At 63.8% G+C, this 13,105-nt stretch carries 14 protein-coding genes and 2 rRNA genes; 11 read left to right on the forward strand and 5 right to left on the reverse strand.

Annotation, left to right across the window (positions count from 1 at the left end):
• The 5 genes from HWX55_RS34705 to HWX55_RS34725 form a co-directional block, all read left to right on the forward strand.
• Window positions 1–86, forward strand: a 23S ribosomal RNA gene (locus tag HWX55_RS34705); the annotation flags it as partial.
• 152 nt (window positions 87–238) lie between these two features.
• A 5S ribosomal RNA gene (rrf, locus tag HWX55_RS34710) occupies window positions 239–351 on the forward strand.
• 249 nt (window positions 352–600) lie between these two features.
• A complete protein-coding gene (gene cueR / locus HWX55_RS34715) occupies window positions 601–1,005 on the forward strand; it encodes a Cu(I)-responsive transcriptional regulator (protein WP_050018291.1) in 405 nt (134 codons plus the stop codon).
• A 215-nt stretch (window positions 1,006–1,220) separates the two neighbouring features.
• Window positions 1,221–1,367, forward strand: a complete 147-nt coding sequence (locus HWX55_RS34720; RefSeq protein WP_006478295.1) for a DUF3563 family protein — start codon at window positions 1,221–1,223, stop codon at window positions 1,365–1,367.
• 114 nt (window positions 1,368–1,481) lie between these two features.
• Window positions 1,482–1,847, forward strand: coding sequence for a hypothetical protein (locus HWX55_RS34725; protein WP_175978944.1), 366 nt, complete (start codon window positions 1,482–1,484; stop codon window positions 1,845–1,847).
• A 14-nt stretch (window positions 1,848–1,861) separates the two neighbouring features.
• Here the strand turns inward: HWX55_RS34725 and rlmJ are convergent, their stop codons facing one another.
• Window positions 1,862–2,707 (reverse strand): 23S rRNA (adenine(2030)-N(6))-methyltransferase RlmJ, encoded by an 846-nt coding sequence (rlmJ, locus tag HWX55_RS34730; RefSeq protein WP_175978945.1) that lies wholly within the window; start codon window positions 2,705–2,707, stop codon window positions 1,862–1,864.
• 111 nt (window positions 2,708–2,818) lie between these two features.
• Window positions 2,819–3,790, reverse strand: coding sequence for an aldo/keto reductase (locus HWX55_RS34735; RefSeq protein ID WP_175978946.1), 972 nt, complete (start codon window positions 3,788–3,790; stop codon window positions 2,819–2,821).
• 164 nt (window positions 3,791–3,954) lie between these two features.
• Here HWX55_RS34735 and HWX55_RS34740 point away from each other — a divergent pair, with 164 nt between their 5' ends.
• A complete protein-coding gene (locus tag HWX55_RS34740) occupies window positions 3,955–4,743 on the forward strand; it encodes a 3-hydroxybutyrate dehydrogenase (RefSeq protein ID WP_175978947.1) in 789 nt (262 codons plus the stop codon).
• A gap of 126 nt (window positions 4,744–4,869) precedes the next feature.
• On the opposite strand, the gene HWX55_RS34745 is transcribed toward HWX55_RS34740, so the two are convergent.
• Window positions 4,870–6,069 (reverse strand): amino acid aminotransferase, encoded by a 1,200-nt coding sequence (locus tag HWX55_RS34745; RefSeq protein WP_124557677.1) that lies wholly within the window; start codon window positions 6,067–6,069, stop codon window positions 4,870–4,872.
• Window positions 6,070–6,328: 259 nt separating this feature from the next.
• Here HWX55_RS34745 and uvrB point away from each other — a divergent pair, with 259 nt between their 5' ends.
• From uvrB to HWX55_RS34770, 5 genes are all read left to right on the forward strand, one after another.
• Window positions 6,329–8,419: an excinuclease ABC subunit UvrB gene (gene uvrB / locus HWX55_RS34750; RefSeq protein WP_050018183.1), complete on the forward strand. Its 2,091-nt coding sequence runs from the start codon at window positions 6,329–6,331 to the stop codon at window positions 8,417–8,419.
• 226 nt (window positions 8,420–8,645) lie between these two features.
• Entirely contained in the window at window positions 8,646–9,197 is a 552-nt protein-coding gene (locus tag HWX55_RS34755; RefSeq protein WP_175978948.1) for an iron transporter, read from the forward strand.
• Between the two features lie 55 nt (window positions 9,198–9,252).
• Window positions 9,253–9,585 (forward strand): cupredoxin domain-containing protein, encoded by a 333-nt coding sequence (locus HWX55_RS34760; protein ID WP_006478303.1) that lies wholly within the window; start codon window positions 9,253–9,255, stop codon window positions 9,583–9,585.
• Window positions 9,586–9,643: 58 nt separating this feature from the next.
• Complete coding sequence (locus HWX55_RS34765; protein WP_054928001.1) at window positions 9,644–10,486, forward strand: FTR1 family protein; 843 nt, start codon at window positions 9,644–9,646, stop codon at window positions 10,484–10,486.
• Window positions 10,483–11,880, forward strand: a complete 1,398-nt coding sequence (locus HWX55_RS34770; RefSeq protein WP_175978949.1) for a 4Fe-4S binding protein — start codon at window positions 10,483–10,485, stop codon at window positions 11,878–11,880. The genes HWX55_RS34765 and HWX55_RS34770 overlap by 4 nt, the downstream gene beginning before the upstream one ends.
• Before the next feature lie 275 nt (window positions 11,881–12,155).
• Here the strand turns inward: HWX55_RS34770 and HWX55_RS34775 are convergent, their stop codons facing one another.
• Window positions 12,156–12,401 (reverse strand): hemin uptake protein HemP, encoded by a 246-nt coding sequence (locus HWX55_RS34775; protein WP_034207822.1) that lies wholly within the window; start codon window positions 12,399–12,401, stop codon window positions 12,156–12,158.
• Window positions 12,402–12,540: 139 nt separating this feature from the next.
• Window positions 12,541–13,023, reverse strand: coding sequence for an SRPBCC family protein (locus HWX55_RS34780; RefSeq protein WP_175978950.1), 483 nt, complete (start codon window positions 13,021–13,023; stop codon window positions 12,541–12,543).
• Window positions 13,024–13,105 lie beyond the last annotated feature (82 nt).

Consider the following 13,105-nt stretch of genomic DNA (forward strand, 5'->3'; position numbering starts at 1 on the left):
CGAGACCAGGACGTTGATAGGTCAGGTGTGTAAGCGCAGTAATGCGTTCAGCTAACTGATACTAATTGCCCGTAAGGCTTGATCCTATAACAAGTCTGCCTTGTAGATCGGCGCCGTGTGAAAGCACTGGCCGCGATCCAAAGCGACATGTTGGATTCTCGTGTGTGATACACACAACCTAAATTACTGCTTCTTCCAAGATTGGTTGCGCTGCGAAGCAACGCAACAACCCCCTTTGCCTGATGACCATAGCGAGTCGGTCCCACCCCTTCCCATCCCGAACAGGACCGTGAAACGACTCTACGCCGATGATAGTGCGGATTCCCGTGTGAAAGTAGGTAATCGTCAGGCTCCCTAAGCCAAGAACCCCCGCCCGACAAGGCGGGGGTTTTTGCATTTCGGCGTCCCCAAAAGCATGTGGCGAAGCGCCCCATCCCTCGCAACCCAACGGCGTGCGTGCAAGGTCGGATCATCTGCGTTCCTGCTGCCAACTCTTCCCCGGAACGAACCCCCTCGATTTGATACGATCGATATGTCGTCGACGAGGGCGTCCGTCGGCGGTCGTGTTCGAAACCAGGGTTTGATGGAGAGGGGCGGGGAATGAATATCGGCGACGCGTCGCGCGAATCCGGAGTCAGCGCAAAAATGATCCGGTACTACGAGCAGGTCGGGCTTCTTGCGCCGAGCAAGCGTACCGATGCCGGCTACCGCATCTACGGCGCGGACGAAATCCATATCTTGCGGTTCATCCGTCAGGCACGACGACTCGGCTTTCTCGTCGAGGACATTCGCAAGCTGCTGATGCTCTGGCAGGATCGTTCACGCGCCAGCGCCGAAGTGAAATCGATCGCACTTGAACATGTGGCCGAACTCGACAAACGCATCGCGGAGCTGAGCGACATGCGCGATACGCTGGCCGATCTGGCTGCGCACTGCCATGGTGACGGTCGGCCGGAGTGCCCGATTTTGGCGCGCTTGGCCGACCCCGTCAGTGAACCAAATTAGTGCGTGTGCTCGAGCCTCCAAACGCGCCCACATAGCATGTCATTTAAAATCAACGGGTTGGATGCGTCGCGCTTCTCTTCATTCCGATTTGGAATGATCTCCATGCAAGTTTTTCACTAGCATATTGGTGCGGCGTCGCTATAATTCGGGATAACCCTATACGGGAAATCCCTGAATCTCGATTCACCAGGGGTCCCTCTTCCTTGGAGAACGTCATGATCGCCTACATCGTTGAAAAGCTGAGCAACTGGTTCGAATCCGCAGAACGTGAGCGCCGTGAGGCTTACCTCGCCACGTCGTCGGACATCGTCCAGCTCGAGAGCCGCATTCGCTCGCTCGAAACCAACGGCTACTCGCTGTAATCGGAGTCACCGTCAGGTGCCGCGCGGCACCGCACGATAAGCAAGCCCCGTATTGACGGGGCTTTGTTTTTTTGTGCGCCGGATCTGGCGAAATCGTCGGTGCAGCGCTATGGTATGGACCTTTTCATCCTGAAGGACACGATCATGCGTTTGCGTGTCGAAGTGCGTCGCAGTGCCCGCGCGCGTCTCGTTCTGGGCGCAGTCGTGCTCGTCCATGGCATCGCGGCGGGTGCCGCGACGTCGTCCAGGCCGCTCGTTCTCGATACGCAGCGCGGTATCCAGGACGGCAAGGGCGGGTTGGTGTTGCAGACGGCGCCGTTGTCGCAGGAGCCGATCGTCGAGCCGGCAGGTATGCGGGCTCCGGCCGGACAGGGGACGAACACGTCGGTTCCGCTGTTCGTCGCGCCGTATATCAGTGTTCCCGCGTGGGGCGGGCAGCCGGCCAACCAGCCGCGGCTCGCGCCCAGGCCGCAGCCGTAACGACCGTCGCCCGGTCAGTTTCCGCGGTGCTCGATTTGGCAGCGGGCGCCGCTATCCTGTCCCAGCTTCTCGACCAGGTAAGGCAGGACCTCGTTCATGCTCTGGGCGAGCGTATACGGGGGATTCAGGATGAACATCCCGCTGCCGTACAGGCCAAGTCCGTCGGTCGGCGGATTCGACACCGTCAGCGTCAGGTGCAGCCAGTTGTTCGGCTGCAGGCGCTTCAACTGCTCGGGAAAGCGCTGCGATTCCGTCCGCGTGACCTGCGGATACCAGATCGCATAGCAGCCGGTCGCGAAACGCTTCAGGCATTCGGTCACGCAGCCCACCGTGCGCGCGTAATCCTTCTTGTCCTCGTAGGACGGATCGATCAGCACGAGTGCGCGTCGCGGCGGCGGCGGCAGCAGTGCCTTGATACCTTCGAAGCCGTCGCCGGCGAAGATCATCGCGCGTCGCCCCGCATCGCGGAAATTGTGGCGCAGCACATCGATTTCCGTCGTGTGCATTTCGAACAGGCGCATACGATCCTGCTCGCGCATCGACCGCCATGCGATGTACGGCGAGCCTGGATAGAAGTGCAGTTCGCCGTCGTCGTTCAGCGCGCGGACTTCGTCCACATAGTCACCCAACGCCTCCGGCAGGTTCTTTTCGTTCCACAGCCGGCCGATGCCGGTATCGAATTCCGACGTCTTCGCTGCATAACCGTCGCGCAGCGAGTACACGCCGGCGCCCGCGTGCGTATCGATGTACCAGTACGATTTGTCCTTCTTGTTCAGGTAGCGCAGCAGCTGGACGACGACGGCGTGCTTGAGCACGTCCGCGTGATTGCCTGCGTGAAAACCGTGACGATAACTGAGCATGGCTGGCTGCCTGAAACGAAAGGTGAATCGATGAAAGCGCTCGATCGCGCGCGGCCGTCAGGCCGGGCACCGATGCGGCCGCGTATTGTACGCGAGTGGCCGCGCGTCGCCTTACTCGTATGCGTCGCCGACCACTGCCTCGATGCGTTGCTTCACATCCGGCGTCAGCTTCGCGGCAACGTCGAGCGCGCGCATGTTGTCGCCGATCTGGTCGACCCGCGATGCGCCCGTGATGACCGAACTCACGCGCGGATTCGCGAGTACCCAGGCGATGGCCAATTGGCCGGTGCTGCAGCCGAGCTGGGCCGCGATCTCGCCGAGCCGTTCGACGATGTCGTTGGCTGCCCGATCGGTCAGGCGTTCGCGCATCCAGTCGTAGCCCTGCAACTGCGCGCGGCTGCCGGGCGGCACGCCGTCGCGGTACTTGCCGGTGAGCAGGCCCGACGCCAGCGGGCTCCAGGTCGTGAGGCCGAGGCCGTAATCGTCGTAGAGCCGCGCATATTCCTGTTCGACCCGGCTGCGATGGAACAGGTTGTACTGCGGCTGTTCGACGACCGGCTTGTGCAGATGGTGCCGCTCGGCGATCTCGCATGCTGCACGGATCTCGTCGGCGCTCCATTCCGACGTGCCCCAGTACAGCGCCTTGCCGCGCACGATCATGTCGCTCATCGCCCAGACGGTTTCCTCGATCGGCGTATGCGGATCGGGGCGATGGCAATAGACGAGGTCGACATAGTCGAGCTGCAGCCGGCGCAGCGAGCCGTCGATCGCGTTCAGCAGATATTTCCGGTTCAGCGTGTGATACTGGTTCGGGGCTTCCGCGAGCCCCCAGAAGAATTTCGTGGACACGATATAGCTGACGCGCGGCCAGTCGAGCGACTTGAGCGCGTGGCCCATGATTTCCTCGGATTTGCCGCCGGCGTAGACCTCGGCGTTGTCGAAGAAATTGACACCCGCGTCGCGTGCCGCGGCAAGGCATTCGCGCGCGACCCGGTGGTCGACCTGGTTGCCGTACGTCACCCACGAGCCGAGGGAAAGCGCGCTGATCTGCAGGCCGGAGCGGCCTAGCCGTCGATAGTGCATGAGACTCTCCTGCTGAACGGAACCGACCTTAAGCTTAGACGTTTTGCGCACGAACGGCGGGGCCGATCGTGCACAATGACGGCTGGCACGCCGATGCGATTTCGCGATGAGCGCGGATGCGACGGGTGCGTGTTTTATCGATCCGATATCGGGAGGAGACGGACATGGCAGCAGATCTGAGCGGCAAGACCGCAGTCGTCACGGGCGCCGCGAGCGGCATCGGCAAGGAAATCGCGCTGGAGCTGGCCAAGGCCGGTGCGGCCGTCGCGATCGCCGACCTGAACCAGGACGGCGCGAACGCGGTCGCCGACGAGATCGTCAAGGCAGGCGGCAAGGCGATCGGCGTCGCGATGGACGTGACCAACGAGGACGCCGTGAACAGCGGCATCGACAAGGTGGCCGACGCGTTCGGCTCGGTCGACATCCTCGTGTCGAACGCCGGCATCCAGATCGTCAACCCGATCGAGAACTATTCGTTCGCCGACTGGAAGAAGATGCAGGCGATCCACGTGGACGGCGCGTTCCTGACGACGAAGGCCGCGCTCAAGCACATGTACAAGGACGATCGCGGCGGCGTCGTGATCTACATGGGTTCGGTGCACTCGCACGAGGCGTCGCCGCTGAAGTCCGCGTACGTGACGGCCAAGCATGGCCTGCTGGGTCTCGCGCGCGTGCTGGCGAAGGAAGGCGCGAAGCACAACGTGCGCTCGCACGTCGTGTGTCCGGGCTTCGTGCGCACGCCGCTGGTCGACAAGCAGATTCCGGAGCAGGCGAAGGAGCTCGGCATCAGCGAAGAGGACGTGATCAAGAAGGTGATGCTCGGCAACACGGTCGACGGCGTGTTCACGACGGTGCAGGACGTCGCGCAGACGGTGCTGTTCCTGTCGGCGTTCCCGAGCGCCGCGCTCACCGGCCAGTCGGTGGTCGTCAGCCACGGCTGGTTCATGCAGTAACGCGGGAGCGGGCGGTGTCGCCGTCCGCCGCGCTGGACGCTGGACTGCACAAAAAAACGCGCTCCGTGGAGCGCGTTTTTCATGTCGGCAGGGCGGGGCCGGTGACAGCCGCCTCCCGGCGCGGCTTTACTTCAGGACCGCTGCGACCGCATTGGCGACCGCGTCGAGGTTGCGCGTGTTCAGCGCGGCGACGCAGATCCGGCCCGTGCCGACCGCATAGATGCCGAACTCGTCGCGCAGGCGATCGACTTGTGCCGAGGTCAGGCCCGAATACGAGAACATCCCGCGCTGTGCGTTGATGAAGCTGAAGTCACGATCGACGCCGCTCGCCTTCAGGCGTTCGACGAGACCATTGCGCATCGCGCGGATGCGATCGCGCATTTCGCCGAGTTCCTGCACCCACGAAGCGTGCAGTTCCGGCGACGCGAGCACCGCTGCGACCACTGCGCCGCCGTGGGTCGGCGGGTTCGAGTAGTTCGTGCGGATCACGCGCTTCAGTTGCGACAGCACGCGCGTGGCTTCTTCCTTGCTCGACGTGATGATCGACAGCGCGCCGACGCGCTCGCCGTACAGCGAGAACGACTTCGAGAACGACGACGACACGAACGCGTTCAGGTCGGCCGCGGCGAACAGGCGCACGGCAGCGGCATCGGCTTCGATGTTCTCGCCGAAGCCCTGGTAGGCCATGTCGAGGAACGGCACGAGGTTGCGCGCCTTCACGACGTCGACGACCTGTTGCCATTGCGCTTCGGTCAGGTCCACGCCGGTCGGGTTGTGGCAGCACGCGTGCAGCACGACGACCGTGCCGGCCGCATAGCCGTTCAGCGCCGACAGCATGCCTTCGAAGTTCACGCCGTGGGTGGCCGCGTCGTAGTACGGGTACGCGACGACCTCGAAGCCGGCCGCTTCGAACAGCGCGCGGTGGTTTTCCCAGCTCGGATCGCTGATCGCGACCTTCACGTTCGGGTTCAAGGTGCGCAGGAAATCGGCGCCGATCTTCAGCGCGCCGGTGCCGCCCAGTGCCTGGGCCGTGACCACGCGGCCCGCCGCGATCAGCGGCGAGTCGTTGCCGAGCAGCAGCTTCTGTACGGCCGCATCGTAGGCGGCGATCCCGTCGATCGGCAGGTAACCGCGCGGCAGGCCGGCCTCGACACGCGCCTTTTCCGCGTCGCGAACCGCGCGCAGCAGCGGAATCTTGCCGTCTTCGTTCGTGTACACGCCGACGCCGAGGTTGACCTTGGTCGGACGCGCATCGGCGTTGAAGGCTTCGTTCAGGCCCAGGATCGGGTCGCGGGGAGCAAGCTGGACAGCGGAGAAGAGCGACATGATGATTCGGCAGTAGTGAAAAGAGGGTCAGGCTTTCAACCGGCGGGGTGGGCGCAGCGGACCGCGCCCGCGGCGCGACGCCGGAAAGCGCAGCAGCCTGACATTGTAGCGAATTCGTGCTGGCGGGGGCGGTCATTCCGTCGCGATCAGGGCGACGAATCGCGATTTCGGGCGACCGTCGCGCGTCAGGAGTCGACAGCAGTTCGCACGGCCGCGAAGCGCTAGAATGTTTTCTTTGCCCTTGCTCCGGCCGCATTCCATGTCCGAACATCATGCCGAAGTCGGCGACGCGCTCGACGAATCCAAATTCGTCACTTTCGAAGGGTCGCCGTTCCAGCTTTACCAGCCCTATCCGCCCGCGGGCGACCAGCCGACCGCGATCGACACGCTCGTCGAAGGCGTCGGCGACGGCCTTGCCTTCCAGACGCTGCTCGGGGTAACGGGTTCGGGCAAGACCTTCACGATGGCCAACACGATCGCGCGGCTCGGCCGCCCGGCGATCGTGTTCGCGCCGAACAAGACGCTCGCGGCCCAGCTTTACGCGGAGTTCCGCGAGTTCTTCCCGCGCAACGCGGTCGAGTATTTCGTCTCGTACTACGACTACTACCAGCCTGAGGCCTACGTGCCGCAGCGTGACCTGTTCATCGAGAAGGATTCGTCGATCAACGAGCACATCGAGCAGATGCGGCTGTCGGCGACGAAGAGCCTGATGGAGCGCCGCGACGTGGTGATCGTCGCGACGGTGTCGGCGATCTACGGTATCGGCAATCCGTCCGAATACCACCAGATGATCCTGACGCTGCGCACCGGCGACAAGCTCGGCCAGCGCGACGTGATCGCGCGGCTGATCGCGATGCAATACACGCGCAACGAGCAGGATTTCCAGCGCGGCACGTTCCGCGTGCGCGGCGACACGATCGACATCTTCCCGGCCGAACACGCGGAAATGGCCGTGCGCGTCGAACTGTTCGACGACGAGGTCGAGACGCTGCACCTGTTCGACCCGCTGACCGGGCGCGTGCGGCAGAAGATTCCGCGTTTCACCGTGTATCCGTCGTCGCACTACGTGACGCCGCGCGACACCGTGATGCGCGCAGTCGAGACGATCAAGGACGAATTGCGCGAACGGCTCGAGTTCTTCCATCGCGAAGGCAAGCTCGTCGAGGCGCAGCGCCTCGAGCAGCGCACGCGCTTCGATCTCGAGATGCTGCAGGAGCTCGGCTTCTGCAAGGGCATCGAGAACTATTCGCGGCATTTCTCGGGCGCGGCGCCCGGCGATCCGCCGCCGACGCTCGTCGACTACCTGCCGCCCGATGCGCTGATGCTGCTTGACGAATCGCACGTGCTGATCGGCCAGCTGAACGGCATGTACAACGGCGACCGCGCACGCAAGGAAAACCTCGTCAATTACGGGTTTCGCCTGCCGTCCGCGCTCGACAACCGGCCGCTGAAGTTCCCCGAGTTCGAGCGCAAGATGCGGCAGGTCGTGTTCGTATCGGCCACGCCGGCCGACTACGAGAAGCGCGTGACGGGGCAGATCGCCGAGCAGGTCGTGCGACCGACGGGCCTCGTCGATCCGGAAATCGAAGTGCGGCCGGCGAGCTCGCAGGTCGACGACGTGCTGACCGAGATCAACGCGCGCGTGAAGGCCGGCGAGCGCGTGCTGATCACGACGCTGACGAAGCGCATGGCCGAACAGCTGACCGAGTTCCTGGCCGACCATGGCGTCAAGGTGCGTTACCTGCACAGCGACATCGATACGGTCGAGCGCGTCGAGATCATCCGCGACCTGCGGCTCGGCACGTTCGACGTGCTGGTCGGGATCAACCTGCTGCGCGAGGGCCTCGACATTCCCGAAGTGTCGCTCGTCGCGATCCTCGACGCGGACAAGGAAGGCTTCCTACGCGCCGAGCGCTCGCTGATCCAGACGATCGGCCGCGCCGCGCGGAACGTGAACGGCAAGGCGATCCTCTACGCGGACAACATGACCGAGTCGATGAAGCGCGCGATCGGCGAAACCGAGCGGCGCCGCGCAAAGCAGATCGCTTACAACGAAAAGATGGGCATCACGCCGCGCGGCGTCGTGAAGCGCATCAAGGACATCATCGACGGCGTCTACAACGCCGACGACGCGCGTGCGGAGCTGAAGGAGGCGCAGCAGCGCGCAAAATTCGAGGACATGTCGGAAAAGCAGCTCGCGAAGGAAATCAAGCGTCTCGAGAAGCAGATGGCCGACTACGCGAAGAACCTCGAATTCGAGAAGGCCGCCGCGACCCGCGACCAGCTTGCCGTGCTGCGCGAACGCGTGTTCGGCGCGAACGTCGGCGACCACATCAGCGGCGGCCGGTAAATCTTTCCAAACGTCACCGTATCCTTTTGGTAAAGCGCCTGTAAGCCTTGTCGGATCAGGGGTTTACGGCGCTCTCCGTTTGTTCCGGAACGGGTTCGGTGCTAAACTCGCCATGTATTGAGAATAGTTCGCATTAACGTTCTTCGTCGCGTTAGTGTTTCCAGCGGGCGGCCCGGCGGCGGCCCGCATGTCGTCAAGATAGTCAGACAAATAACAAGGAGTGTCCATGTTGGGTTCTTCGTTCATCCGCACGACGGTTGCGGTAGCGGCGGCGCTGGCCGCGATGTCGGCCTCGGCTGCCGAGTATCCGATCGGCAAGCAGCAGATCCAGGGCGGCATGGAAATCGGCGCGGTGTATCTGCAGCCGATCACGATGGACCCGGAAGGCATGATGCGCAAGGCGTCGGATTCCGACATCCACCTCGAGGCCGACATCCATGCGGTCAAGAACAACCCGACCGGTTTCGCGGAAGGCGACTGGATGCCGTACCTGCAGGTCACCTACAAGCTGACGAAGCAGGGCGACACGAAGTGGAAGGCCGAAGGCGACCTGATGGGCATGGTCGCGAGCGACGGCCCGCACTACGGCGACAACGTGAAGCTCACCGGCCCCGGCAAGTACCACCTGACGATGGTCGTCAAGCCGCCGATGCAGTCCGGTCACATGGCGTTCGGTCGCCACGTCGACAAGGAAACGGGCGTGGGCCCGTGGTTCAAGCCCATCACGCTCGAGTACGACTTCCCGTTCGCCGGTATCGGCAAGAAGGGCGGTTACTGATCGGTGGCATCACGAACGGCGCGCTTCGGCGCGCCGTCGGCGTAGAGAACCCAGTATGAAAATTCCCCAGAAAATCGTCGCCGCAGCCGCTGCGCTGTGGCTTGCCGGCGCGGCCCATGCGGCCGATCTGCCGACGTTCAAGCTCGAGATGACGGACGGCAAGCTGAACCCCGCCCGCATCGAAGTGCCGGCCGGCCAGCGTTTCAAAATCGAGATCAGGAACACCGGCAAGGGCGCCGCCGAATTCGAGAGCGTGCAGTTGCGCAAGGAGAAGGTGCTCGCGCCGGGCGCCGACTCGTTCGTCGTCGTCGCCCCGCTGTCGCCGGGCGAATACAAGTTTTTCGACGATTTCCACCAGCAGGCACAGGGCGTGATCGTCGCGAAGTAACGCGTTTTATCTGCGCGCGGGCGCGCCAGTCCCTTGCCCCGCGCGTCAGGAGGTATCGATGGGTCAGATCTTGTTCATCGTCTGGCGGGAGAGCGTCGAAGCGCTGCTCGTCGTCGGCATTCTCTATGCATGGCTGAAAAACGGCGACGACGACGCGCGCCGCGGCCTGCCTTTCCTCTGGGCCGGCGTCGGCGTCGGCCTGCTGATGGCCGTCGGCCTCGGCGCCGCGCTGGTGGGGTTCACCGAAGTGTTGTCCGGCGACGCGCAGGACTATTTCCAGACGGCGATGGTGCTGATCGCGTGCGTGCTGATCGTGCAGATGGTGCTGTGGATGCGCCGGCACGGCCGCACGCTGAAGCGCGACATGGAGCAATCGCTGCAGCAAAGCACGCGCGATTCGAACTGGTGGGGCGTCGCCGTGCTGGTCGCGCTCGCGATCGCGCGCGAAGGCAGCGAGACGGTGATCTTCCTGTACGGCCTCGGTTTCGGCCAGTCGGGCCACGTCGATGGCAGCCAGATGCTCGCGGTCGTGATCGGTCTCGGCCTCGCGTTCCTCACGTTCTATCTGCTGCAGCTCGGCGGCAAGGTCTTCTCGTGGCGGCATTTCTTCCGCGTCACCGAAGTGATGCTGCTGTTCCTCGGCGCGGGCCTGTTCCAGACCGGCGTCGACAAGCTGATCGACAAGGAAATCCTGCCGCTCGGCATCTCGCAAGTGTGGGACACGTCCGCGATCCTCGATGATTCGGGCACGTTCGGTTCGCTCGTCGCGACGCTGACCGGCTATCGCGCGCATCCGGCGCTGACCAACCTGGTCGCCTATGCGGTGTACTGGGCGGTCGTCTGGCTGCTGATGAAGCGCGCGAGCCGCCGTCCGGCCGTCGCAGCGGGTCGCGCGGCATGAGCGTTATCGCCGCCGTCAAGCCGGGCTGGCTCGCGCAGGCCGGCCAGTGGATGCAGCGCCACGGTGCGCTGATCCGGGGTATCCAGTGGATCGTCGTCGCCGTCTACGCGTTCCTGATCATCGTGCCGGCCGTGCTGCCGCTGCCGGACGATTCCGCGCATCTGTGGAACAACCTCACGCTCATCGCGCAGTTCGCGTTCTGGGGCATCTGGTGGCCGTTCGTGCTGCTGTCGATGGTGATGCTCGGCCGCGTGTGGTGCGGCGTGCTGTGCCCGGAGGGCGCGCTCACCGAGTACGCGAGCAAGTTCGGCCGCGGCGGCCCGATTCCGCGCTGGATCCGGTGGGGCGGCTGGCCGTTCGTCGCGTTCGGCATCACGACGATCTACGGGCAGATGGTCAGTGTGTACCAGTACCCGCTCGCGGTGCTGTTCGTGCTCGGCGGCTCGACCGTCGGCGCGATCGTGATCGGCCTGTTGTACGGCCGCGAAAAGCGCGTGTGGTGCAAGTATCTGTGCCCGGTCAACGGCGTGTTCGGGCTGCTCGCGCGGCTTGCGCCGATGCGCTACAAGGTCGACGAGGATGCGTGGCGCCGTTCGTACAAGAACGGCGAGCACGGTCATCGCGTGATTCCGATCAACTGCGCGCCGCTCGTGCCGTTGCGCAACATGAAGGGCGCGGCGGACTGCCATATGTGCGGCCGCTGCAGCGGGCACCGCGACGCGATTTCGCTGTCGCTGCGCTCGCCGTCCGACGAAGTCGTGAACCTCGGTGCGGAGCGGGCCAACCCGTGGGACACCGCGCTGATCCTGTACGGCCTGCTCGGCGTGGCGATCGGTGCGTTCCACTGGACCGTCAGTCCGTGGTTCGTGCAGATCAAGCAATGGCTCGCGGGCTGGCTGATCGATCAGGACATCACGTGGCCGCTCGAGACCAATGCGCCGTGGTTCCTGCTCACGCACTACCCGGATCGCAACGACGTGTTCTCCTGGCTCGATGGCGGGCTGGTCGTCAGCTACATCGTCGGCACGGGGCTCGTGTACGGCACGGCGCTGCTGGTGTTGCTGGCCGGCGCCACGCTGATGCTCGGCCGCTTCGATCGCGTGCGCCTGCATCACCTCGCCCAGGCGCTGATCCCGATCGCGGGCGCGGGCGTGTTCCTCGGGCTGTCGGCCACGACGCTGTCGTTGCTGCGCGCGGAGCATGTACCGCTCGGCTGGGCTACCGATGTGCGCATCGCGATTCTGGTCGGCGCCAACGTATGGAGTGCATGGCTCGCGTGGAAGGTGACGGGGCGCTATGCGGCGTGGCCGCGCCGGCTCGCGGCATTCGCGTGGTTCGCCTTCGGGCTGGCCGTCGTCGACAGCGCATGGTGGTTGATGTTCTGGGGATTCTGAAGCGGCGCGCATGCCGCTTCTCGCTGTCGCGTATTGACGGCAGCTATGAGTCGGACGGCGTGCTTCACGCATGGGCTGCCCAAACAAAAAAGCGACACGTCCATCGACGTGTCGCTTTTTTTCTTCCTTGTGCGAGAACCAAAAAAAGTGGCTTGGCTTGCTGCAACGGCTGCTTGAGTGTGTTTGCACGAAGGGGTCTAGATCTCGCGTGCAAGCCGTTACGCTGGCTACTGCCCAACACCTCTCAGGGAGGTGGTCCCCACAATACTCGGTCGTTACTTCGTCAGGATCAGTTTGCCGAGCCGGGTAGCCCGCAACTGATAAGTCTCTCCGTTATGCGCGATGCTGACGTGGCTTTGGCCTTGCAGCAGCGCATCGCTGTTGACGACCCGCGTGCCTGCATCGCGGTTGCCGGCAGGTTTCGCCGGCGTGGTGACCGCTGCCGTCTTCTGACGGCTGCTGGCTGCGGTGCCGGTGGTGCGGCGCAGGGTCAGCGTGGTCGGGCGCATGGTGTCGGTCATTCGGTTTGATCGGTGACTGTCGATACGATGGAATGAATTCTAAATGATAACTATTCCCATTTACAAAAACTCTTTATCGATCGATTCGTCTGGGCTGATAGCTTGAGTCAAAGGGGCGGCCCGCAGGCCGCCGCCGGGTTCAGTGCAGCGGGTCGGGGTCCTTGCGACCCTGCGCGTATTCGCGGATCAGGCGAACGGTGTCGATGTCCGACGTGCGGTACGCCTCCTTGACGATCCCGTGCGTCTGTCGCGCTTCTTCGCTGTCGTCGGTGACCGTCAGCGTCGTCCGGTATTCGAAACGCAGGAACAGCTCGTGGTCTTCGCGTTCCTCGATCGTCATCGTCAGCGAGCCGCCGATCTCGCCATCGGCCGCACGAATGTCGTAGCGGACCTGCTGGTTCGGCGTGAACGTCACGTGGTCGCGCACGGTCGCGTGGCCGTAGTGCAGTTCGCGTTCGAGCGTCGTGTCCGTCCGCTCGCGGATGACGCAGCTGTCGAGGCCGATCACGAACAGTTGCGGCTGTTCCGCACGCAGCACGAGACCTTCCCAGAGCTGGTCGCGGTTGAGGGTCGGCACGGCCGGATCGTCGGAGTTGATCTGGATCAGATGTTCGAAGTTCAAGGGGACGGGTTCCTTCTGGTGGCGGGCGGCCACATGGTTCAAGAAGTTATTGTGACGCAAAACCACCGGCTTCGCGGCACCC

It is taken from the genome of Burkholderia sp. BCC1047 (assembly GCF_902833155.1).
Taxonomy (GTDB): Bacteria; Pseudomonadota; Gammaproteobacteria; order Burkholderiales; family Burkholderiaceae; genus Burkholderia; species Burkholderia sola.